At 72.9% G+C, this 21,193-nt stretch carries 20 protein-coding genes; 10 read left to right on the forward strand and 10 right to left on the reverse strand.

Annotation, left to right across the window (positions count from 1 at the left end; all coding sequences use genetic code 11):
* The first annotated feature begins 1 nt into the window (after nucleotide 1).
* From SHK19_RS06760 to SHK19_RS06770, 3 genes are read left to right on the forward strand one after another with little or no spacing between them, the layout of a single operon-like run.
* Complete coding sequence (locus tag SHK19_RS06760; protein ID WP_322938195.1) at nucleotides 2-1,624, forward strand: ABC transporter ATP-binding protein; 1,623 nt, start codon at nucleotides 2-4, stop codon at nucleotides 1,622-1,624.
* Nucleotides 1,621-2,436, forward strand: a complete 816-nt coding sequence (locus tag SHK19_RS06765) for an ECF transporter S component (protein ID WP_322457810.1) — start codon at nucleotides 1,621-1,623, stop codon at nucleotides 2,434-2,436. Before SHK19_RS06760 ends, SHK19_RS06765 begins: the two co-directional genes overlap by 4 nt.
* Nucleotides 2,437-2,471: 35 nt before the next feature.
* The gene (locus tag SHK19_RS06770) at nucleotides 2,472-3,428 is read left to right on the forward strand and encodes a metallophosphoesterase (protein ID WP_322938196.1); all 957 of its coding nucleotides are present in this window, start codon (nucleotides 2,472-2,474) and stop codon (nucleotides 3,426-3,428) included.
* 10 nt (nucleotides 3,429-3,438) lie between these two features.
* Here the strand turns inward: SHK19_RS06770 and SHK19_RS06775 are convergent, their stop codons facing one another.
* The 4 genes from SHK19_RS06775 to SHK19_RS06790 form a co-directional block, all read right to left on the reverse strand.
* Complete coding sequence (locus SHK19_RS06775; protein ID WP_322938197.1) at nucleotides 3,439-4,608, reverse strand: PQQ-dependent sugar dehydrogenase; 1,170 nt, start codon at nucleotides 4,606-4,608, stop codon at nucleotides 3,439-3,441.
* 14 nt (nucleotides 4,609-4,622) lie between these two features.
* The gene (locus SHK19_RS06780) at nucleotides 4,623-5,549 is read right to left on the reverse strand and encodes an alpha/beta fold hydrolase (RefSeq protein WP_322938198.1); all 927 of its coding nucleotides are present in this window, start codon (nucleotides 5,547-5,549) and stop codon (nucleotides 4,623-4,625) included.
* A gap of 72 nt (nucleotides 5,550-5,621) precedes the next feature.
* Nucleotides 5,622-5,837 (reverse strand): hypothetical protein, encoded by a 216-nt coding sequence (locus tag SHK19_RS06785; RefSeq protein ID WP_322457814.1) that lies wholly within the window; start codon nucleotides 5,835-5,837, stop codon nucleotides 5,622-5,624.
* A gap of 126 nt (nucleotides 5,838-5,963) precedes the next feature.
* Nucleotides 5,964-6,836 carry an EamA family transporter gene (locus tag SHK19_RS06790; protein WP_322938676.1) on the reverse strand — a complete coding sequence of 291 codons (873 nt, stop codon included), beginning with the start codon at nucleotides 6,834-6,836 and terminating at the stop codon, nucleotides 5,964-5,966.
* 170 nt (nucleotides 6,837-7,006) lie between these two features.
* Here SHK19_RS06790 and SHK19_RS06795 point away from each other — a divergent pair, with 170 nt between their 5' ends.
* From SHK19_RS06795 to SHK19_RS06805, 3 genes are all read left to right on the forward strand, one after another.
* The gene (locus SHK19_RS06795; RefSeq protein WP_322938199.1) at nucleotides 7,007-8,092 is read left to right on the forward strand and encodes a WD40/YVTN/BNR-like repeat-containing protein; all 1,086 of its coding nucleotides are present in this window, start codon (nucleotides 7,007-7,009) and stop codon (nucleotides 8,090-8,092) included.
* A 9-nt stretch (nucleotides 8,093-8,101) separates the two neighbouring features.
* Nucleotides 8,102-8,551, forward strand: coding sequence for an SRPBCC family protein (locus SHK19_RS06800; protein ID WP_322457816.1), 450 nt, complete (start codon nucleotides 8,102-8,104; stop codon nucleotides 8,549-8,551).
* Between the two features lie 91 nt (nucleotides 8,552-8,642).
* Complete coding sequence (locus SHK19_RS06805; protein ID WP_322938200.1) at nucleotides 8,643-11,483, forward strand: ATP-binding protein; 2,841 nt, start codon at nucleotides 8,643-8,645, stop codon at nucleotides 11,481-11,483.
* 57 nt (nucleotides 11,484-11,540) lie between these two features.
* Here SHK19_RS06805 and SHK19_RS06810 read toward each other — a convergent pair whose 3' ends face one another.
* On the reverse strand, nucleotides 11,541-11,858 hold the full coding sequence (locus SHK19_RS06810; RefSeq protein WP_322457818.1) for an antibiotic biosynthesis monooxygenase: 318 nt from the start codon (nucleotides 11,856-11,858) through the stop codon (nucleotides 11,541-11,543).
* A gap of 142 nt (nucleotides 11,859-12,000) precedes the next feature.
* Here SHK19_RS06810 and ilvD point away from each other — a divergent pair, with 142 nt between their 5' ends.
* A complete protein-coding gene (gene ilvD, locus SHK19_RS06815) occupies nucleotides 12,001-13,716 on the forward strand; it encodes a dihydroxy-acid dehydratase (protein WP_322938201.1) in 1,716 nt (571 codons plus the stop codon).
* On the opposite strand, the gene SHK19_RS06820 is transcribed toward ilvD, so the two are convergent.
* Genes SHK19_RS06820 through SHK19_RS06835 form a run of 4 tightly spaced genes read right to left on the reverse strand, consistent with a single transcriptional unit; the run spans nucleotide 13,706 to nucleotide 16,201 of the window.
* Entirely contained in the window at nucleotides 13,706-14,329 is a 624-nt protein-coding gene (locus SHK19_RS06820; protein ID WP_322938202.1) for a hypothetical protein, read from the reverse strand. The genes ilvD and SHK19_RS06820 overlap by 11 nt on opposite strands.
* Nucleotides 14,330-14,339: 10 nt before the next feature.
* Nucleotides 14,340-14,984 carry a hypothetical protein gene (locus SHK19_RS06825; protein WP_322938203.1) on the reverse strand — a complete coding sequence of 215 codons (645 nt, stop codon included), beginning with the start codon at nucleotides 14,982-14,984 and terminating at the stop codon, nucleotides 14,340-14,342.
* Between the two features lie 37 nt (nucleotides 14,985-15,021).
* Nucleotides 15,022-15,729, reverse strand: coding sequence for a hypothetical protein (locus SHK19_RS06830; RefSeq protein ID WP_322938204.1), 708 nt, complete (start codon nucleotides 15,727-15,729; stop codon nucleotides 15,022-15,024).
* The gene (locus tag SHK19_RS06835; protein ID WP_405030488.1) at nucleotides 15,716-16,201 is read right to left on the reverse strand and encodes an RNA polymerase sigma factor; all 486 of its coding nucleotides are present in this window, start codon (nucleotides 16,199-16,201) and stop codon (nucleotides 15,716-15,718) included. The genes SHK19_RS06830 and SHK19_RS06835 overlap by 14 nt, the downstream gene beginning before the upstream one ends.
* Before the next feature lie 151 nt (nucleotides 16,202-16,352).
* Between SHK19_RS06835 and SHK19_RS06840 the strand changes: the two genes are divergently transcribed.
* Complete coding sequence (locus SHK19_RS06840; RefSeq protein ID WP_322938205.1) at nucleotides 16,353-17,321, forward strand: pyridoxamine 5'-phosphate oxidase family protein; 969 nt, start codon at nucleotides 16,353-16,355, stop codon at nucleotides 17,319-17,321.
* Nucleotides 17,318-18,031, forward strand: coding sequence for a GNAT family N-acetyltransferase (locus SHK19_RS06845; RefSeq protein WP_322938206.1), 714 nt, complete (start codon nucleotides 17,318-17,320; stop codon nucleotides 18,029-18,031). Before SHK19_RS06840 ends, SHK19_RS06845 begins: the two co-directional genes overlap by 4 nt.
* Nucleotides 18,032-18,139: 108 nt before the next feature.
* Here SHK19_RS06845 and SHK19_RS06850 read toward each other — a convergent pair whose 3' ends face one another.
* Nucleotides 18,140-20,131, reverse strand: coding sequence for a hypothetical protein (locus SHK19_RS06850; RefSeq protein WP_322938207.1), 1,992 nt, complete (start codon nucleotides 20,129-20,131; stop codon nucleotides 18,140-18,142).
* A gap of 78 nt (nucleotides 20,132-20,209) precedes the next feature.
* Between SHK19_RS06850 and SHK19_RS06855 the strand changes: the two genes are divergently transcribed.
* A complete protein-coding gene (locus tag SHK19_RS06855) occupies nucleotides 20,210-21,091 on the forward strand; it encodes a CHAD domain-containing protein (RefSeq protein ID WP_322457825.1) in 882 nt (293 codons plus the stop codon).
* Nucleotides 21,092-21,193: the final 102 nt, after the last annotated feature.

Genomic DNA, 21,193 nt, shown 5'->3' on the forward strand with positions numbered 1-21,193 from the left:
GGTGTTCGAGCTGCGCGACGTCACCTTCGGCTACGGCGATCGGCCGGTCCTCGAGCACGTCGACCTCGCGATCGACCACGGCGAGCTGGTGCTGCTCGCCGGACCGACCGGGGTCGGCAAGTCGACCCTGCTCGGCGTCATCGCCGGCCTGGTGCCGGCGTTCACGGGCGGCACCCTGGTCGGCGACGTCGTGATCGACGGCGAGAGCGTGCTCGACCGGCCGGCGCGGGAGCGCGCGCACGTGGTCGGTTACGTCGGCCAGAACCCGCCCGCGTGGTTCGTCACCGACACCGTCGAGGAGGAGCTGGCGTTCGGGATGGAGCAGCTCGGTCTCGCGGACCCGACCATGCGCCGCCGGGTCGAGGAGACCCTCGACCTGCTCGGCATCGCCGACCTGCGCCACCGCGACCTGCGCACCCTTTCCGGCGGACAGCAACAGCGAGTCGCCATCGGCTCCGTGCTCACCACCCACCCGCGGCTGCTGGTGCTCGACGAGCCGACCTCCGCGCTCGACCCGACCGCCGCCGAGGACGTGCTCGCCACGCTCACCCGGCTGGTGCACGACCTCGGGGTCTCGGTGCTGGTCGCCGAGCACCGGCTCGAACGGGTGGTGCCGTTCGCCGACCGGCTCTGCCTCCTGGGAGCCGGCGGTCGGGTCCGCGTAGGCGACCCCGCGGAGCTCCTCGTCGACGCGCCGATCGCCCCGCCCCTCGTCGAGCTCGGCCGGCTCGCCGGCTGGTCGCCGCTCCCGCTCACGGTGCGGGACGCGCGCCGTCGTACTGCCGACCTGCGGGCGAGGCTGGGCGCCCCGCCCACCGTCGCACCGCGGCCGAGCCCGGAGAGCAGCCTCGCCGAGGTGCGGAAGGCGACCGTGACCCACGGGCCGGTGCCGGCGCTCCGGGAGGTCGACCTCGACCTGCGGCCGGGCACGGTGACCGCGCTGATGGGCCGCAACGGGGCGGGCAAGTCGACGCTGCTGTGGGCGCTCCAGGGCCGGTACGCCGCGGCCGGCGGCCGCGTGCGGGTGTCCGGCGACGACCCGCACCGGCTCAAGTCCGACGGGCGCCGTCGGCTCAGCGGGATGGTGCCCCAGAGTCCCGCGGACCTGCTCTACCTGGAGACGGTGGCCGAGGAGTGCTCGGCCGCCGACCGGACGGCGACCGCTGCTGACGGCACCTGCGCCGCGCTCCTCGAGCGGCTCGCTCCGGGGATCGACCCGACCGGTCATCCGCGCGACCTGTCGGAGGGTCAGCGGTTGGCCCTCGCGGTGGCGATCGTGCTCACCGCGGGTCCGCCGGTGCTGCTGCTCGACGAGCCGACGCGAGGGCTGGACTACCCCGGTAAGCACGCGCTGGCCGAGATCCTGCGTGGTCTCGCGGCCGACGGCCGCGCGATCCTGGTCGCCACCCACGACGTCGAGTTCGCCGCCCAGGTCGCCGACGAGGTGGTCGTGCTCGCCGAGGGCGAGGTCGTCTCCAGCGGACCCGTCCGCGAGGTGATCGCCGAGTCGCCGGCGTTCGCGCCCCAGGTGACGAAGGTGCTCGGACCGGGCTGGCTGCGGGTCGACGAGGTGGCCGCCGCCCTCGCCTCGGACGAGACGACCAACGCGGAGGTGCCCTCGTGAACGCGATCGTCCAGGAGGGGCAGCGGGTCGCCGTCCCTCTCCGGCTGCGGTCGGCGGTCGTCCTCGGCATGGCGTCGCTGATCGGGCTGATGATGATCGGCTGGCCGTTGCTGCTCGAGGCCGACCCGACCCAGCGCGTGGACCCGCCGTTCCTCTTCCTCGGCATGTTGCCGGTGATCCTCGCCGTGGTGCTCGCCGAGATCAGCGAAGGCGGGATGGACGCCCGGGTGCTCGCCATCCTCGGCGTCCTCACTGCCGTCAACGCCGTGCTGCGCGGCGTCAGCGCCGGCACGGCCGGGTTGGAGCTGGTGTTCTTCCTGCTGATCCTCGGCGGACGGGTCTTCGGACCCGGCTTCGGTTTCGTGCTCGGCTGCACCTCGCTCTTCGCATCGGCGCTGATGACGGCCGGCGTCGGGCCGTGGCTGCCGTTCCAGATGCTGGTCGCCGGCTGGGTCGGGATGTTCGCCGGTCTGCTGCCGCGACGGGTGACCGGGCGCTGGGAGATCGTGATGCTGGTGGTCTACGGCGTCCTCGCGGCGTACGGCTACGGACTGCTGATGAACCTGTGGGGCTGGCCGTTCATCCTCGGCATCCAGGTGCCCGGCCAGGACGCCACCGACCTGTCCTACGCCCCCGGAGCGCCGCTGCTCGAGAACCTCCACCGGTTCCTCGTCTACACCCTGCTGACCTCGACCGGCGGCTGGGACACCGGTCGCGCGATCACCAACGCGCTCGCGATCGCGGTGCTCGGGCCTGCCGTACTGACCACGCTGCGGCGAGCGGCGCGGCGGGCGCGGGTCGAGCGGCGCTAGGTGCGGGCTCCCAGTCATGCCCTAGCGTCTGGCTCGTGCAGTACGGCCAGTATCCCGCGCCGCGGTTCACCGTCGCCCACCTGAGCGACGTGCACCTGCTCGCGCACGGCGTGAGGCAGTACGGCGCCGTGGTGCCGGAGGACGGGCTGGTGCTGGCCCTCGAGCGGCTGCGCCGGCTCGACCCGGTGCCGCAGGCACTGGTGTTCACCGGCGACCTCGCGGACAAGGCGCAACCCGCGGCCTATGCCCGTCTGCGTGAGCTCGTCGAGCCGGCCGCGGCGGCGATGGGCGCCGAGGTCGTCTGGGTGATCGGCAACCACGACGAGCGCGCGCCGTACGCCCGGGGCCTCTTCGACTCCGACGACGACGGGCCCCAGGACCGGGTGCACGACCTCGGGGGCCTGCGGATAGTCGCGCTCGACACCAGCGTGCCGGGGTACCACCACGGCGCACTGACCGACGACCAGCTCGACTGGCTGCGCGACGTCCTCACCACGCCGGCCGAGCACGGCACGATCCTCGCGATGCACCATCCGCCGATCCCGGTGCCGACCGTCGAGCCGGCCGCGATCGTCGAGCTGCTCGACCAGGACCGGCTCGCTGCCGTGGTCCACGGCAGCGACGTGCGCCAGATCCTCGGCGGCCACTTCCACTACACCTCGCACTCGACGTTCGCCGGCATCCCGGTCTCGGTGGCGTCGGCGAACTGCTACACGACCGACCCGGCGCCGGTCGACCGGCTGATCTCCGGCGTCGACGGCCACCAGGCGTTCAACACGGTGCACGTCTACGACGACCGCGTGGTGCACACCGTGGTCCCGATCCCCGAGGCGCCGGAGGTGGCCGGACAGCCCGCGGCGTTGCGCGAGGCGCTCGAGGCGCTCTCGCCCGAGGAGCGGCGGGAGGTCGTCAGCCGCAAGGACTCCGACTACAACACGAAGTCCGAGTCACACGAGTCACACGAGTCGCGGGACCCGCTCACCGATCTGTAGGAGTCCGCTCCTAGGGCTCGACTACCAGGATCCGGTCGTCCTCGGCAGCCGGGTCGCCGCGCCCGTCGTCGTTGCTCGTGGTCAGCCAGAGCCGGCCGTCGGGGGCGACGACGACGGTGCGGAGCCGTCCGTAGTCGCCGGCGAAGTGGGGGGTGGGCTCGCCGGTCGTCGCGCCGTCGACGGGGATCTGCCAGAGCCGCTCGCCCCGCAGCGCCGCCATCCACAGCGCGCCGTCGAGGTACGCGAGGCCGGACGGCGACGCCTCGTCGACCGGCCAGGTGACCGCTGGGTCGTGGTAGTCAGGCTCCCCACCGGTGCCCTCGACCGTGGGCCAGCCGTAGTCGTCGCCGGCCTCGATCAGGTTGAGCTCGTCGAAGCTGCTCGAGCCGAACTCGCTCGCCCACAGGCGTCCGTCCTCGTCGAACGCCAGCCCCTGGACGTTGCGGTGGCCCCACGACCACACCTCGTCACCGAACGGGTTGCCCGGCGCCGGTTCACCCGCCGGGGTGATGCGCAGGATCTTCCCGGCGTACCCGGTGCGCTCCCGGGCCAGGTCGTCCTCTCCGATCTCGCCGGTGGAGACGTAGAGGAAGCCGTCCGGCCCGAACTCCAGCCGACCGCCGTCGTGGATGAACCCGCCGGGGATGCCGGTCAGGACCGGCTCGGTGTCCCCGAGCCGGTCGCCGTCGAGCTCGGCGCGGACGACCCGGTTGTCCTCCGCCGTGCAGACGTAGAAGTACAGCGAGCGGTCGCGCTCGAAGTCGGGGGAGACCGCAACGCCGAGCAGCCCGGCCTCGCCCTGCGGGGCGGTTTCCGGGATCCGGCCGACCTCGACCACCTCACCCTCGCCGGCACCTTCCGCCGGGGTGATCACCAGCACCCGAGCGGTGTCACGCTCGGTCACCACGGCCCGGCCGTCCGGGAGGAAGTCGAGCCCCCAGGGGACCGAGAGGCCGCTGGCGACGGTGCCGACCACCTCGGGCTTGCCGCCCGCTCCGGTGGTCGGATCACTCGACGGCTCCGGCGGCTCCGTCGTCCTGTCGGTCTCGCTGTCGGTCGACGACCCGGTGGTGGTGGTGGGCGTCTCGGTGTCGTCGGCGTCCGACGGTTCGTCCTCGCCGCAGCCGGCGAGCAGCGCCGACATGGCGACCAGGGCAACGGCCGTACGGCGGGCGCTCATGCCGCCGAGGTTACTCAAGCGGCCCTGACCCCGACCTTCTCCAGAAACTCGAGCAGCAGGTCGTGGACCCGGTCCGGCTGCTCGAGCTGGATGAAGTGCGATCCGCGCAGCTCGAAGTAGTCGGCGTCACGCAGTCGGTCGGCCGCGCGCGCCATGTCGCGGGCGCCGGCGAGGACGTCGTACGTCGCCGCCACGAACCGGGTGGGCACCTCGATGCCGCTCAGCGAGACCCGGGCGTGCTTCGAGGTGCCGAGCGCGATGTGGGCGTACCACTGCACCGGCGTCTTGATGAACTCCTCGATGCCGATCGCCGCGAGCTCGGGGTCCGCGACGGGGAACATGAACCCGCTGTGCGTGATCAGCGCGATCGTGCGTGGACCGATCGGGAGCCGCGTCGTGATCGGGCTGACCGCCCACCCGGTCAGCTTGCCGAGCCGGCAGGCGCCGATGGTGATCAGGCGAGCCACCGGGTGGGGCAGCCGGAACGGCGCCAGCATGGTGCGGAAGGTGTCGCCGGGGACGCCCGCGACGGCGAACAGGCCGGCCACCCGCTCGGGGTGCCGGACCGCCAGCTCGAACATGGTGTTCACGCCCATCGACCAGCCCATCAGCACCGCGCGGTCGATCCCGAAGTGGTCCATCACGGACAGGCCGTCCTCGACGAAGTGCTCGATCTCGACGTGCCGCTTGTCGGCCGGCCGCTCGGAGCCGCCCACGCCGCGGTGGTTCCACGACACGACCCGGACGCCGCAGTCGGGGTCGAGCAGAGCCGGCCACAGGTAGGCGTTGGTGCCGAGCCCGTTGCACAGGACGACGGTCGGCCCGTCGATCACGCCCTCGGGGTCGTTGGTCCACGCCCGGACGTGGGTGCCGTCGTCGGACAGGATGTCGTGGAACGACACCACGGGCGTCGCAGTCGTGTCCGGGGTGGAGGTGGGCATGCCGAGATTCTGCCCGAGCGCTCCCGCTTCCTGGGTGTGCCGTGCCGCACACCCCGCCGGTGACCCGCGCTCTCAGGCCCGGGCGGCGGCTCGGGGGCCAGGGGTGGCGACGGCTGCCGGGCGGTCGCTCCGGGTGGCTCTCTCGGCGAGGTACGACGCCACGTCCTCGCGTTCCGCACGGCGGTCCGCGCAGGCGGTGAGGGCGACCATGGCGTTGCGTCGGGCCTGCTGCTGGGACGCGACCGGCCAGTCGGATATCGCGTGGCCGAGTCGAACGAGATGGCGCATGGGGGGAAACATGGCATCGCTCCGGGGGAGGAATGGGGTAGCGCTCACGGTAGTCCCGGAGACGGCGACCGCGCATCAGCAGCATGTGACATCTCGGTGAAATGATCCTGAGTGCGAGGTCCGGCCTTACCCGGCAGCCGGCGGTGGCGCCGGCTCCGGCCGGGCGGCCACCCGGGTGGCACCGACGCTCGCCGCCACCACACAGGCGACGGCCGACCACTGCACGAGACTGAGGTGCTCGCCGACCACGAGCAGCCCGGCGAGGGCCGCGGCGGCCGGCTCCAGGCTCATCAGCACTCCGAACAAGGCCGGCCGCAGCCGACGCAGCGCGATCAGCTCGCAGCTGTAGGGGACCACCGAGCTGAGCAGGCCGACCGCGGCGCCGAGGAGCACGATCCGGGGATCGACGATCGGGCCCCGGTCGGTGCCGGCGAGCGCCGGGGTGAGCAGGAGCACGGCGAGGACGCTCGCGACCGCCAGGCCGTCCAGCCCCTCCCAGCGCCGCCCCGTGTGCGCGCTCAGCAGGATATAGCCAGCCCAGGACGCGCCCGCGACGAATGCGCACGCGACGCCGACCGGGTCGAGGTCGGCAGGCTCGGCGCCGAGCAGGAGCACGCCGAGCGCGGCCAGCCCGACCCAGGTCAGGTCGCGAAGCCGGCGGGACCCGACGACCGCCACCGCGAGCGGGCCGATGAACTCGATCGTCACCGCGATCCCGATCGGGATCCGGCTGAACGACTGGTAGATCGCCCAGTTCATCACCCCCAACGACACGCCGAACCCGAGGACCGCGAGCCAGTCCGCGCGGTCGCGCCCGCTCCACCGCGGTCGGGCGATCGCCAGCAGCACCAGCGAGCTCGACGCGAGCCGCAGCCACACCAGCGCGGTCGGGCTGATCTCGTCGAAGAGGTTCTTCGCGACGCCGGCTCCGAGCTGGACCGAGGCGATGCCGACGAGCACGAGGGCGATCGCGGGTCCCCGGGCGGGCGCGGCGGTCATCACGCGGGTCAATCTAGGAGGCGCGGGGTCCGTCGAGCGCTCCGGCCGTCGTTCTGTCCTGCGCGAGCGAGGTCGATCGCCGGTGACCGATGACATCCGGGGCGTCGGCGGGTCAAGGTAGGGGTAGCGGGACGGACGATGCCGTCCGGCTCTGCCAGCGAGGAGGACGCATGGGCACCATCCTGATGGTCGGCACCCGCAAGGGACTCTGGATCGGCCGGTCCGACGACCGCCGCGAGGACTGGTCGTGGAGCGGGCCACACCATGACATGGAGGAGGTCTACTCCTGCCTGGTCGACACCAGAGGCGGGAGCCCGCGGCTGTTCGCCGGCGCGTCGTCGAGCTGGCTGGGCCCCCAGGTGCGCTGGTCCGACGACCTCGGCGAGACCTGGCGGGAGACCTCCGGTGGGGCGATCCGGTTCCCCGAGGGCAGCGGTGCCACGGTCGAGCGGGTCTGGCAGCTCGTGCCGGGTGCCGCCGACGGGGTCGTCTACGCCGGCACCGAGCCCGGCGCGGTGTGGAGGTCCGCCGACCGCGGCGAGACCTTCGCGCTGGAGGAGGCCCTCTGGAACCACCCGCAGAAGCCTGAGTGGGGCGCCGGCTTCGGTGGCCAGGCGTTCCACACGATCCTCCCGCACCCGACCGACACCGACTCGGTCACGGTGGCGATCTCGACCGGCGGCGTCTACCAGACGACCGACGGCGGTGCCTCGTGGGCGCCGCGCAACCAGGGGATCCGCGCCGACTTCCTCCCCGAGGACCAGCGCTATCCCGAGTTCGGCCAGTGCGTGCACAAGGTGACCCGGCACCCGAGCCGCCCGGAGCGGCTGTTCGCGCAGAACCACGGAGGCGTCTACCGCTCCGACGACGAGGGCGGGTCCTGGACGTCCATCGGCGACGACCTGCCGAGCGACTTCGGCTTCCCGGTCGTCGTCCACCCGCACCGGCCCGACACGATCTACGTCTTCCCGCTGGGCGGCGGCGACGGCCGCTACCCGCCCGAGGGCCGGGCGCGCGTCTGGCGGTCCGACGACGCAGGCGAGTCGTGGACGCCGTACGACGATGGCCTCCCCGACCCGTTCTACGTCGCGGTCATGCGCGACGCGATGTGTGCCGACACCCACGACCCGGCAGGGCTCTACCTCGGCGCTCGCAACGGGGCCGTGTGGGCATCGACTGATGACGGCACCCGCTGGCGCCAGATCATCAGTGATCTGCCGGACGTGATGTCCCTCAAGGTCGGCGTGGTCGAGTAGGTTGCGGTCATGCCAGGCTTCTCGAGCACCCGCACCATCGTGATCGATGCTCCGCCGGCAGCGATCAGGCCGCTCATCACCGACTTCAGGGCGTGGGTGCAGTGGTCGCCGTGGGAGGGTCTCGACCCCGACCTGCAGCGCACCTACACCGGCGAGGGTGTCGGCGCCCATTACGCCTGGTCCGGCAACAAGAAGGCCGGCCAGGGCTCGATGACGATGGCCGCGATCACCCCTGAGCGGATCGACGTCGATCTCGTCTTCGAGAAGCCCTTCAAGGCCACCAACAAGATCGTGTTCGAGCTCCACCCCCGCGGCGAGCAGACCGAGGTCGCCTGGTCGATGACCGGCGAGCGCAACCTGGTCTTCGCCGTGATGGGGAAGTTGTTCTTCGACAACGCGATCCGCAAGGACTTCGACAGGGGTCTGGCCTCGCTCAAGGCCGCCGCCGAAGCGGCCTGACCCCAACCGGCACAGCCGTATCACCAGCTTGCCGGCGCGGGACTACGCAAAGACCCGTCCCCGACCGGTGGTCCCCGTCTACGATCAGCGCGTGCGTTGTCCGGTCCTCGTCTCCCGGGCGGACGAGATGGCACGTCTCCGGGGCGCGCTTGCGCTGCCCGCATCCGGTCACGGCGGGGTGTTCGTGCTCCGTGGCGAACCGGGGGTGGGGAAGTCCCGTCTCGCCGCGACCGTGCTCGCGGAGGCGGAGCAGGCGGGCATGGCGGTGCTGGCCGGCCGCGGGGTGCGGTCCGCCGCGCCGATGCCGATGCGGCCGCTCGGCGAGGCGTTGCTGGCGTGGCTGCGCACCGGGACCGTGCCCGAGGACCGCCGGCTCGCGCCGTACCTTCCCGCCCTCGGACGGCTCGCTCCGCAGCTCGGCACGGCGCCGCACGACGGCGGGTCGTCCGTCATGCTGGTCGGCGAGGCGATGCTGCGGCTGGCCTCGGCGCTCGACGGCCCCGGAGTGCTGCTGCTGATCGAGGACCTGCACTGGGCCGACCCCGAGACCCTCGGTGTCCTGGAGTACGTCGCCGACAACGTCCGGGACGTGCCGCTGCTGGTCGTCGCGACCACGCGGCCGTACGACGCCCCGGCCGTCACCGAGCTGGTCGGCGCGCTGGAGGCGCGGAGCGCCGCGGAGTCCGTGGAGCTGGTGCCGCTCGGCCGGGACGACGTCGCCGAGATGCTGGCCGCCTGCCTGGACGGATCCGCACCCGACGGTCTCGCCGACTGGGTGCTGCGCTTCTCCGCCGGTTTCCCGCTGCTGGTCGAGGAGGTGCTGGCCGACCTGCAGTCCTCCGGCGCCCTCGTGCGTGAGGACGGCGGCGCCTGGCGGGTCGCGACGGAGCTGTCGGCCACCGTGCCGTCGTCGTTCGCACGGTCGGTCGAGGCCCGGCTCGACGCCGTCTCACCGACCGCGCGCGAGGTGATGGAGGCGGCGGCGCTGCTGGGCATCGGCTTCGACTGGCAGGTCGTGGGCGCGGCGCTGGGCCTCGATGACCGCACCACCGCCACGGCCATCCGGGACCTGCGCCGCGAGCGCCTGGTCGTAGCGGACGAGGACGGGTTCGCGATCCGCCATGCGCTGACCCGCGAGGCCGTCCTCGCGACAGTGCTCCCGCCCGACCGCCGGCGGCTCGCCGCCGTGCTCGCCGAGGCGGTCGCCGAGCACGGCACCGACCGGGACGCAGGGTCCGCGCAGGCCCTGGCCGAGCTGTTCGAGGCTGCCGGCGACGGGGCCCGCGCGGCGGAGCACTGGCTCGCCGCGGCTCGCGGTGCGATCGCCCGCGGAGCGCTGACCAGTGCCGAGGAGGCCCTGGTCCGTGCGGCGGCCCAGGAGGGCGGCGGCCTCGACCTCGACATCCGCGAGACCGAGGTCGAGGTGCACGCCCTCTCCGGCGACATCCCGCGTGCGGTGGCCGCGGCGGAGTGCCTGGTCGACGAGCTGGTCGCCCTCGGCGACGAGGCCGACCGACTGGCCCGGCTCCGGCTCCGGCTGGCGCGCGCGCTGCTCGTCGGCGGCCGCTGGGACGAGGCGGAGGCCACGCTCGAGCAGGCGGGCTCGTGCGACGTCGCGCTCGCGCACGTGCTCGGGGCTCGGCTGGCTCTGGGCCGCTACCAGGACGAGGTCGCAGCTGAGCGTGCCCGGGCCGCGCTCGAGAGCGTCGGCGACGACCGGCCCGAGGTCGCCTGCGAGGCCTGGGAGGTGCTGGGCCGCGCCGCGCGGGGCCGGGACGTGGTCGAGGCGGAGGAGGCGTTCGAGGAAGGGTTCCGACTTGCCGACCGCGCCGGGCTGGTGCTCTGGCGGTGCCGGCTGCTGGCCGCGCTCGGCGCCCTCGAGCTGGTGTCCCGGAGGCCGACCGACGACCGTCTGATCGCCGCCCGGCGCGCTGCGCTCGCTGCGGGTGCGATCGCGACCGCGGCGCGGGTCGAGCTCGACCTCAACATCGTCCGGATCCGCTACTTCGAGCTCGACGCCGCGATGGCGGCCATCGACAACGCGATCGCGATGATGGAGCGGCTGCGGCTCCCGGACCTGCCCAGCGCCTACCTGATCCGCGCCTTCACCCACGGGCTCGCGGGACGTGACGACGCGATGGCTGCTGACGTCGACGTCGCGGAGAAGATCATCGTCGACGAGGGGATGTGGCTCGTCGGTCTGCCCGGGCACGTGCTCGCGCCCGTCGCCATGGCTCGCGGCAACTACGACGAGGCGCGCGCGCAATGGGCCAAGGCGATGGAGGGCGCGCGCCGGTTCCCCGGTGTGCCGTTCTCGACCCGGGGGTTGTGGGCGTTGCTCGAGACCGTCCTCGACGACGGCGCCGGCGGCGCGGACGCGCGCGAAGAGGTCCGCAACGGACCACAGGCCAACTCGCCGCACAACCGGTTCGCGCTGCGCTACGCCGACGCGGTGGCCCTCGGACGGGCCGGTGACCGCGAGCAGGCGGAGCGGGTGTTCGCCGACTCCGAATGGGCTTTCCCGGGCCGGGAGCCGTGGATGGAGCTGCACGCACAGATGCTCGTCGCGCGCTCGGCTGCGGCCGACGGCTGGGGAACTCCCGAGTCGTGGTTCCGGCACGCTCTCGACGGCTTCGTCGAGATCGGTCAGACCGAGGCGGCGTCGGCGTGCCGGGTCGCGATGCGGGAGGCCGGCTTCGCCGTACCCCGGCGTGCGGTCGGCAGCGTCCGGGTGCCTGCCCACCTCCAGCGGCTCGGCGTCACCGCCCGCGAGTACGACGTGCTCGAGCTCGTCGTCGACGGCCTGCCCAACAAGGCGATCGCCGACCGGCTGTTCCTCTCGGTGCGCACCGTCGAGACGCACGTCGCGCGCCTGCTGCAGCGCACCGGCGCCCCCGACCGGGGCGCGCTCGCCGTACACCTGGCGGGCTGAGATCGCCGTACTCCCTGACGAAACGGTCCTGAAACGGCGGAAAACGCAGCAGGATCGTCAGGGACTGTCTCCCAGCCGGAGTCCCGGCCGCGGCGCGAAGTTCAGGTCGGACACGCTGTCGACCCGGGCGACGTTCCAGGAGCGGGCCGGGTTGGAGGGGAGCGCGAGCGTGGCCCGGGCGACGTCGGTCGCCTCGGACTCCGAGGCGAACTCGACTGTGATCGTGCAGTGCCGGCGGTCGTCGGCCAGGAACCAGTGGCTGGACACGAACCCGGGCTGATGTCGCATCCACGGGGCCATCTCGCTCCGCAGCAGCGCGACCACCTCGTCGGCGCGTGACGGATCAAGATCGAGGCTGATCAGAAGTGTTGTCATGGTCGCGATCCCCCGCGGGCTGGTGTCCTGGATGTGCACTCTCAGACTGGTCGGCCCGCGCGCGCCGTACATCCGTACCGAGTACCGATACAAGGATGGACAGGGCTCCGGCTCGACAGCTGCCGCCGACTACGCTCGACGCATGGCTCGATCGACCGACCAAGGCCCGACCGCTCCGGGCTCGCAACCCGACATCAAGCCCCGCTCGCGCGACGTCACGGACGGCCTCGAGAAGGCAGCGGCCCGCGGCATGCTGCGCGCGGTCGGCATGGGGGACGACGACTTCGCCAAGCCCCAGATCGGCGTCGCCTCGAGCTGGAACGAGATCACCCCCTGCAACCTGTCGCTCGACCGGCTCGCCAAGGCGGCCAAGAACGGCGTGCACGCCGCCGGTGGCTACCCGCTGGAGTTCGGCACCATCTCGGTGTCCGACGGCATCTCGATGGGCCACGAGGGCATGCACTTCTCGCTGGTGTCGCGTGAGGTGATCGCCGACTCGGTCGAGACCGTGATGATGGCCGAGCGGCTCGACGGCTCGGTGCTGCTCGCCGGCTGTGACAAGTCGCTCCCCGGCATGCTGATGGCTGCCGCCCGTCTCGACCTGGCCTCGGTGTTCCTCTACGCCGGCACGATCCTGCCGGGCAAGGTCGACGGCGAGGACGTGACGATCATCGACGCGTTCGAGGCCGTGGGCGCGTGCCTGGCCGGCAAGATCTCCCGTGAGAAGGTCGACGAGATCGAGCGCGCGATCTGTCCCGGTGAGGGTGCGTGCGGCGGCGCCTACACCGCCAACACGATGGCGGCCGTCGCGGAGGCGCTCGGCATGGCGCTGCCCGGCTCGGCCGCGCCGCCGGCCGTGGACCGGCGCCGCGACGGGTTCGCCCACAAGTCCGGCGAAGCCGTCGTCGAGATGCTGCGCAAGGGCATCACGGCGCGCCAGATCATGACCCGCGAGGCGTTCGAGAACGCGATCGCGGTCGTCATGGCGCTCGGCGGCTCGACGAACGCCGTGCTCCACCTGCTCGCCATCGCCCGTGAGGCCGAGGTCGAGCTGACTCTCGACGACTTCACCCGGATCGGTGACAAGGTCCCGCACCTGGCCGACATGAAGCCGTTCGGCAAGTACGTCTGGGTCGACTTCGACCGGGTCGGTGGCATCCCCGTCGTGATGCGGGCGCTCCTCGACGCCGGGCTTCTCCACGGCGACTGCCTGACCGTGACCGGCAAGACGCTGGCGGAGAACCTCGATGAGATCGCCCCGCCGGCCGTCGACGGCGCCATCGTCCGCACGCTCGACAAGCCGATCCACAAGACCGGCGGCCTGACCATCCTCAAGGGCACGCTGGCCCCGGACGGCGCGGTCGTGAAGAGCGCCGGCTTCGACGAGTCGCTCTTCGAGGGCACCGCCCGCGTCTTCGACGGCGAGCGGGCGGCGATGGACGCGCTCGAGCAGGGCACCATCAGGCCCCGAGACGTGGTCGTGATCCGCTACGAGGGCCCCAAGGGCGGTCCCGGCATGCGCGAGATGCTCGCCATCACCGGTGCCATCAAGGGTGCCGGCCTCGGCAAGGACGTCCTGCTGGTGACCGACGGCCGGTTCTCGGGCGGCACCACCGGGCTCTGTGTCGGCCACATCGCCCCCGAAGCGGTGGACGCCGGACCGATTGCGTTCGTGCGCGACGGTGACCCGATCATCCTCGACGTGGCCAACCGGACCCTCGAGCTCGATGTCGAGCCCGAGGAGCTCGAGCGGCGCAAGGAGGGGTGGGCCCCACTGCCGCCGAAGTACACCAAGGGCGTGCTCGGGAAGTACGCCCAGCTGGTGCAGTCGGCCGCAGTCGGGGCGATTACCGGCTGAGCCGCCGCCTCCGCGCGACGATCACGCCCACCACAACTGCCACCGCGAGCAGGACGCCGGCCGGCATCAAGAAGTGGTAGGACGAGGTGTCGCCCTCGTCGGCGGACGCCGGTGTCGGCTCTTCAGCCGCGCCGACAGTGGGATCGGACGAGGTCAGGGTGGGCTTCGGCAAGTCCGGGATCGCGCCGAGCGAAACCAGCGTCTGCCTCAAGGCGGGCGCGCGCACCCATCCGGAAATCGTCACGCCTCGCTCAAGGTCCGTTGGGAGGAACCGGATCCAGGGCCCGCCGACGGCGAACGGGTATGCGTGCTGTACCCGGAAGTCCATGCCCCCTACCGTCCAGGACAACACGTAGCGAGGACCGAGCTCTGCCGCCGCGACCTTCGGCGTCGTTGACAACTGTCGCCGGCCGAGTAAGTCGTACACGCGTGCTGCCTCGGCCAGGGCTTCCATGTCCGCGTTGTGGCTGCCCGCGGTAGAGGTCAGGTGTACGTCGACGCCGGGGCCCTCGACGGCGACGTCGGTCGGACCTTTCGCGACCGCCGGCATCGTCGGCACCCACGTCGTCAGGGCGAGAACGACGACGCAGATCGATCGAGCAACGGACCTCATGCCGCACTCCTCACCGGCTGAGCCGGCGCCGCCACAGCACAACCCCACCGGCCGCGAGCACGACGGCGAGCCCGGCGCCGGTCCAAACGGCGACGTCGTGCGACGAGCTCGCGTCGTCGCTGTCGCGCGACGCCTCGGGAGCCACCGAAACGGCATCGGGGTCGACCTCGGCCACGGCGGGGTCGGCCACGTCGTCGGCCGCACCGAGCTCGACCAGCTCCGCCGTCAGCTTCGGCGTCTGAATCCAGCCCTGCGCGATCGGCGCACCCCACAGCTCCTGATCGGGTGGGAACTCGACCCAGGCACCACCTTCGGCAAAGGGGTAGGCGTGCTGCACGACCAGGTCCGTCCCGGTCTCGCCGCTGTGCGGGTCTCCTGACCAGGTCAGCAGGTAGCGGGGTCCGAGCTCCTCCTCGGTCAGGTCGGGCGCGGGCTCCAGCAACCCGGGGCTCCACATGTCGTAGAGCCGGGATGCTTCGCCGAGGCTGCCGGCGTCGACGTCTGCACGGGCGGTGTATGTCAGGTGCACGCCGTCGACGCCGGGGCCGGAGACATCGACGTCGGTCGGGCCCTTGGCGGTCGCGGGCGTGGCCGTCGAGACCGTCGCCAGCGCGGCGAGGACGACGGCACAGGCAAGGCGCGAGGCAGTGTTCATGTCCTGGATACACCGCCCGGCCCGGATGGGTTCCGGGTCAGCGCACCGACCGCGCGATCGCAAAAGCGTCCTCCCGGTTCAACCGCTCGCCCTCGAGCCGGAAGGTCACCCCGTTGCCGCCGTCCCACACCAAGGTGGTGCCGGCGAGCCGAGCCGTCGCGGTGACCTCGCGCCCCTGCCGGTCGACGTAGGTCAGGTCGTGCGGCGCGTCGATCCACCAGGCGGTGGCACCGTTGACGTCGAGCTCCTCGGTCGCCAGCACACCGACCTGCTTGGAGAACACCGGCCCCAAGGTGCCGTCGAACTGGTCGAGCCGCAGGTCTCCGCCGCGCCAGGTCATCGAGGCGACCCGGCCGCGGTCCGCAACGGTCACCGTCTCCGGCGGACCGAGCTCGCCGGGGACACCGACCCGGAAGTCGACCTGCGCCTGCGCCTCGGCGAGCGAGGAGTCGCGCGAGTCCGGGAGCGGCTCCCGGGGCTCCGGCGGCGCGTCCGGGGTGTCCGAGGAGAACTCGATGCCGGCCACGCCGAGGACGTCCGCCGCGACGGCGCGCACCTGGGGCGAGAGGAACGAGGCTGCGACGAGTGCCGCGACACCCGCGGCCACCGGACCCCACACACGCCTCGGGCTCCGGCCACCGTCGATGTCGAGGTCGCCGATCCGGGCCAGCACCCGGTCGGGAAGGTCGGGCGGCGGCGCCGGCGCGACCCGGTCGGCCAGCGCGGCCAGCTCACGCTCGATCATGGCTCACCTCCAGGTCCGCCAGCTGGGTCCGTAGCCGGGCCAGCGCCCGGGACGCCCGGGACTTGGCGGTGCCGCGCGGGATCTCCAACGCGGCCGCGGTCTCCGCCTCGTCGAGGCCGAGCAGCCACCGGCACACCACTACGTCGCGTTCGGCGGCACGCAGGGACCGGACCGCTGTCAGCAGCGCCCGCTGGCGCTCGGCGGCGAGCGCGTCGAGGGCGGGGTCCGTCCCGTCCCGCAGGTCGAGCGCCCGGACGGCCAGGGCATCGCGGCGACGGCGGCTGCGCACCGTGTTGCGGGTCTGGTTGGCCACGATCCTGATCAGCCACGGCCGGAACGGTGCCTCGGGACGGAACCGGTCGAGCGCCTGCCACGCCTTCACGAACGCCTCCTGCACCACATCGTCCGCGTCGGGACCGGCCCCGAACCACGCTGCCGCCCGGGTCGCGGCAGCACCGTGCCGGGTGACCAGCTGCGCGAACGCATCCCGGTCACCCGCCTGTGCGCGTCGTACCGTCCCGCTCTCGTCCGTCGCTGGCTCCGGCTCTCGGTGGCTACTGACCTCATTACACCGCGAACGGCTCGGTGGTTCCCCCCGACTGCGGGCCGCCTATTCTCAGGGCATGGGCAAGGTGCACCAGGCGATCGGCAGACGCCTGCGGGAGTTCATCGAGGCGCAGCACGTCTTCTTCGTCGCGACTGCCCCGCTGGCGGGCGACGGACTGATCAACGTCTCCCCGCGCGGGGTGAGCGGCACGTTCGCCGTCCTCGACGACCACACCTTCGCCTGGCTGGACGGCACGGGCAGCGGCACGGAGACCATCGCCCACCTCCGCGAGAACGGCCGGATCACGATCATGTTCTGCGCGTTCGAAGGTGCCCCCAACATCGTCCGGCTGCACGGCACCGGCCGGGTGGTCACCCTCTACGACGAGGGGTACGACGACCTGGCGGCGCACTTCTCCGCGTTGCCCGGCGCTCGGGCGGTCGTGGTGGTCGACGTCGAGCGGGTCTCCGACTCCTGCGGCTACGGCGTCCCGCTGATGACCTACACCGGGGAGCGCGACCTGATGCAGCGCTACTACGCGCGCAAGGGCGTGGAGGGCTCCGCGGACTACCGCCGGCGGAAGAACCGCTTCAGCCTCGACGGTCTGCCCGGGTTCGACGACGACCCGCTCGACGAGTGGTCGACGCTCGACGGACTGGCCGCGATCCGCGAGCGGCTGGGTGCGCAGATCGACGGATGGGTCCCGCCGGTGTCCTACGGCCTCGCTCTCGACGGCGAGTTCCCCTACGTCAACCAGCCCGGCGGCCGGCACGGCCTGCCCGGAGTGGTGCTGGCGACCGTGCTCAAGCACGACGGCAGCACCGCCACCCTCGAGGTCAGCCGACAACAGCTCGACGAGGCGATCACCGCGCTCGCGCCCGCCGAGGCCTGCACCGACGTCGACCACCCCAACCTCGCCGCCTGGCGCGCGGTCGCCGCGCGTCTGGACCAGAACGGCGGGGGGAGGGTGACCGCCGTCTTCGTCCGCTCGGTCGACGACCCGGTCGGATCGGAGCTCGACGCGACGCTGCGCGCGGCCTGGTGACGCGCGTGCCCGAGCTCAACGACTTCGGTCAGTACGTCGGCGACCTGGTGCCCGGGTGGGAGGCCCGCCCCGCGCCCGAGCCGGTCACCCTCACCGGTCACTACGTGCGCGTCGTACCGCTGAGCTCGGCGCACTACGCCGACCTGTTCGCCGCGGTGTGCGGGCCTGACGACGACGCCCTCTGGACCTACCGGCCGATCGCGAAGCCCGCGTCGCTCGCCGACCTGTGGATGCACCTGGCCGAGCTCCTGGACTCGCCGGTCGACCTCACCTTCGCGCTGGTGCCGGCCGAGGGCGAGGGCGCTGACAAGGCGACCGGCATCGCGTCGTACATGCGGATCGACCCGCGGACCGGGCAGGTCGAGGTGGCCGGCGTCCTCTTCGGCAGCACGCTGCAACGGACCCGCGCCGCGACCGAGGCGATCCACCTGCTGATGCGGCACGCGTTCGACGACCTCGGCTACCGCCGGTTCGAGTGGAAGTGCGACAGCCTCAACGAGCCGTCCCGACGTGCGGCTCGACGGCTGGGTTTCGTCTACGAGGGGCGGTTCCGCAACCACATGGTCACCCAGGGCCGCAACCGCGACACCGACTGGTTCTCGGTGACCGCCGAGGAGTGGCCACGGGTGGCGGCGGCGCACCAGGCGTGGCTCGACCCGGGCAACTTCGACGAGGCCGGCCGCCAACGGACGGCGTTGTCGACGCTCTGATCTCGGTACGACGAGCGCTTGGGTGCTCGTTCCTCGCGCTCGAGCGCGCCTACTCGACCTGGCACCTGGTCCGGGGCCGTCCTCGCGCCTCGGACGGGCCCGGGGCGCTCAGAGCGGAGCGCCGACCCGGTCGGCGGCGGCGGCCACCAGCTCGCGCGCGGTCCGCACCCGGCGGAAGTACGTCGCCCGGCTGAGGAAGGTCGCCCGCATCACCTGGTCGTGGGTGGCGGCCGGCTCGAAGTAGCGCTGCTCCAGCAGGTCGGCGAGGACGGGCTGGTCGTGCAGCGCCGCCATCATCGTGCGGCGCACCCAGGTGCGGACGCGGTCCGCCGCGTGCCGCAGGTCATGGCCGAGCGGCGCGCACGGCAGGGCCGCGAGCACGGCGTCGTCGTGGAAGTCGTCGAGCGCGGCCAGCACCAGGTCGCCCTGGGTCTGCGGTTCCGGGAGATCGATGCCGTGCTCGCCGGCGAGGCCGCGGAAGAGCAGCCCGACCACCCCGCAGGGGCCGACGTCGACGATCCAGGTCCGCACCTCGTGCCCGGAGATCTCGCGGCGGAGCTCGGGCACCTCGATGTAGCCGTGGTCGGCGACCACGGCGCGCTCGAAGTCGGTCCATCCGAACTCGTTGACCAGGTCGAAGCGCGGGTTGGACACCCGGCACCGGCGCAGGGTGTGGCTGTTGCGGAGCGCCATCACGTTGGGGTCCTCCTCGGCGGCACCCGGCGCCATCAGCTGGAACGGGCTGATGACGACCCGGTCGTCGAAGCCCTGGCGAGCGGCGTAGTCGAGCAGCGGTGCAACCAGGTCGGCCCGCGGGTCGCCGGCCTTCACCAGGGCGGCCGCCTCGCCGAGCGGCATCGCCAGCGCAGCGGCGACGACCCTCCCGTCGGTGTGCCGCACCACCTGGGTCGGCGTCCGCCAGGAGGACGCCGGCTGCGGCAGCAACCACGGGCGGACGGCGTCCGCCAGTCCCTTCGGCGCCCAGCGGACGATCTCGTCGTCCTCGCCGGCGCGCACGTCGTCGCCGTACAGCGTCGCGCTGTGCGCGGGTGCCATCCCTGCGCGCAGCTGGGGATCCTCGGACAGGGCGGCGAGCTGGTGCAGCGCCCGGGAGTCCCCGAGGATCGCGCGGTCGCGCAGGTGGGACGCGGTCCGCAGCACCAGGTGCGAGATGCGCCCACCGTCGCGGCGGACCCGCTCGGCCACCGCTCGCGCCACCAGCGGGTGCAGCGTGACGCCGGTGCCGCTGCGCTCGACGAAGGAGTACGACGCCAGCGTGGCCAGTGCGTCGTGGCTGTCGCGGTCGGGCAGCACGTCGGCCAGCAGCCGGTCGTCCAACCAGCCGGCGACGGCGGCGACCTCGAGGAGCTCGGTGTCGAGCTGGTCGAGAGCCAGGCCGGAGAGGTGACCGACCAGGTCGTCCGCGGCCGCGGCCAGCACCGCCCCTCCCGGCTGGATCGCGGCGGCGCCGTGCTCCACCCAGGCCGCCGCCCCGAGGACCAGGGCGAGCGGGAGGCCGCAGGCCCAGGTGCTGATCGCCGCTCGGGCGCTGCCGTTGTCGACCCCGTGGTTGCGGAGCACCTCGTGGGAGGTCTCCACGTCGAGCGCCGGCATCCGCAGCGTGGCCACGAGCGGCTCCAGCTCGGTCGGGAGCCAGTCGTGCGCGTAGTCGGAGGCGGCGGTGACCACGCGGGTGGGCCCGGGCAGGGTCGAGAGGATGCGACCCAGCGCGTGGGCGCGGGCGCCCAGGTGGCCGAGCTCGTCGACCAGCACCAGCAGGTCGCCGTCCGGCAGGTCTTCGAAGACGTCCGCGAGGCGGGGCCCGACGGTGACCAGCTGCCGACCGTCGAGGGCGATCACGTGGTAGCCGAGCCGCTCGCCGCGCCGCGCCGCCTCACGCAGCGCGGCGCTCTTCCCCGAGCCGCCGACGCCGTTCAGCAGCAGCAGCCGGGAGTCGCTCTCGCCCTCGAGGAGCTGGTCGAACCGCCGGTCGAGCTGCTCGGGACAGACGTAGCGTCGCTCGTCGACCGTGTCCGCCAGCGTGGCCAGGCTGCCTCGGCCGGACGCGCGGCGAGGTGTGAGGTGCTGGAGAGAACCCACGGTCCAAGGGTGCGCATAATGCCTTCGAGTTTTCTTCGAGTCCGCGAACCCTTTACTCGGACATGGCAGAGTTCACTCATGGCCGGGCCCGAGGCGACCGCGGGCGAGATGCTCGCGGAGGTCGTCGGCGACCTCGTCGCGAGGATCGGCGCCAAGACTCCAGCCGCCCTCGCCGACGAGCCCGATGCCGTGCATCAGCTGCGCACCACCGTCCGCCGGTTACGCAACGTCCTGGCCGCGTTCTCGCCGTACGTCGAACCGACCGCGATCGGCGGGCTCCGCGCCCGGCTCGCGGAGTACGGCGACCGCCTCGGTCTGCCCCGCGACCTCGAGGTGCGGGCCGCCTGGTGCGCGCGGATCGCGGCCGAGATCGGACTCCCCGGCGACCTGCGTGACGACCTGGTCGCACCGCTGCTGGCGGAGCACGCACGGGCGCATGCAGCCCTGGTCGCCTGGGCTGCGTCGCCGGACGCGGAGCCGCTCAGCACCGCACTGGGGGCCGCCGCCGCGGCGCCGGCGCTGACCGATGGGAGCGCTCGGCCGGCGCCGGTCGTGGCGCGGGAGGTGCTGCTGGCACAGGCCGCGCGGGTGATCGACCAGACGACGGACTACCGCCGCGATCCCGAGGCCGCGCATGCACTGCGGAGGGCCGGCCGCCGACTCCGGCACGTCGGCGACGCCGTCACCAAGCCGCCGGCCGCGGTGCTCGGTCCGGAGGCCGCCGCGCTGGGCGAGCTCGGGTCGCGGGTGCAGTCCCTGCTCGGTGACCATCGCGACGCGCTGCTCCTCGCGGACCACCTGCGCGGGTCACGGCCGGACCAGGCCGGCGTGCGGGCGGCGTACGCCTCCATGGTCGAGGCGGCCGAGCGGGCCGCCGGCACCGCCCTCGCGTCCGTTCCGGCGGTCCTCGAACAGCTGGAGGCCCTCGTGGGTCGCGCGCCCACGACGGTGCCGCCCTGATCCCGAGTCGTCCGGCGCGCCTCCGGTTGTGAGACGAGCGTCTTGTCATTTGGGACGCGTGGGAGGCTGGGCCCACGGCACCGTGTGCGACGGCGTACTCTG

The sequence above is a fragment of the Nocardioides bizhenqiangii genome (assembly GCF_034661235.1).
Taxonomy (GTDB): domain Bacteria; phylum Actinomycetota; class Actinomycetes; order Propionibacteriales; family Nocardioidaceae; genus Nocardioides; species Nocardioides bizhenqiangii.

Coding starts and splice junctions, on each gene's coding strand:
- SHK19_RS06775 (WP_322938197.1), bottom strand. CDS start 4,608: ATGAGCGCCCGCCGTACGGCCGTTGCCCTGGTCGCCATGTCGGCGCTG.
- SHK19_RS06780 (WP_322938198.1), bottom strand. CDS start 5,549: ATGCCCACCTCCACCCCGGACACGACTGCGACGCCCGTGGTGTCGTTC.
- SHK19_RS06785 (WP_322457814.1), bottom strand. CDS start 5,837: ATGCGCCATCTCGTTCGACTCGGCCACGCGATATCCGACTGGCCGGTC.
- SHK19_RS06790 (WP_322938676.1), bottom strand. CDS start 6,836: ATGACCGCCGCGCCCGCCCGGGGACCCGCGATCGCCCTCGTGCTCGTC.
- SHK19_RS06795 (WP_322938199.1), top strand. CDS start 7,007: ATGGGCACCATCCTGATGGTCGGCACCCGCAAGGGACTCTGGATCGGC.
- SHK19_RS06800 (WP_322457816.1), top strand. CDS start 8,102: ATGCCAGGCTTCTCGAGCACCCGCACCATCGTGATCGATGCTCCGCCG.
- SHK19_RS06810 (WP_322457818.1), bottom strand. CDS start 11,858: ATGACAACACTTCTGATCAGCCTCGATCTTGATCCGTCACGCGCCGAC.
- ilvD (WP_322938201.1), top strand. CDS start 12,001: ATGGCTCGATCGACCGACCAAGGCCCGACCGCTCCGGGCTCGCAACCC.
- SHK19_RS06820 (WP_322938202.1), bottom strand. CDS start 14,329: ATGAGGTCCGTTGCTCGATCGATCTGCGTCGTCGTTCTCGCCCTGACG.
- SHK19_RS06825 (WP_322938203.1), bottom strand. CDS start 14,984: ATGAACACTGCCTCGCGCCTTGCCTGTGCCGTCGTCCTCGCCGCGCTG.
- SHK19_RS06830 (WP_322938204.1), bottom strand. CDS start 15,729: ATGATCGAGCGTGAGCTGGCCGCGCTGGCCGACCGGGTCGCGCCGGCG.
- SHK19_RS06840 (WP_322938205.1), top strand. CDS start 16,353: ATGGGCAAGGTGCACCAGGCGATCGGCAGACGCCTGCGGGAGTTCATC.
- SHK19_RS06855 (WP_322457825.1), top strand. CDS start 20,210: ATGGCCGGGCCCGAGGCGACCGCGGGCGAGATGCTCGCGGAGGTCGTC.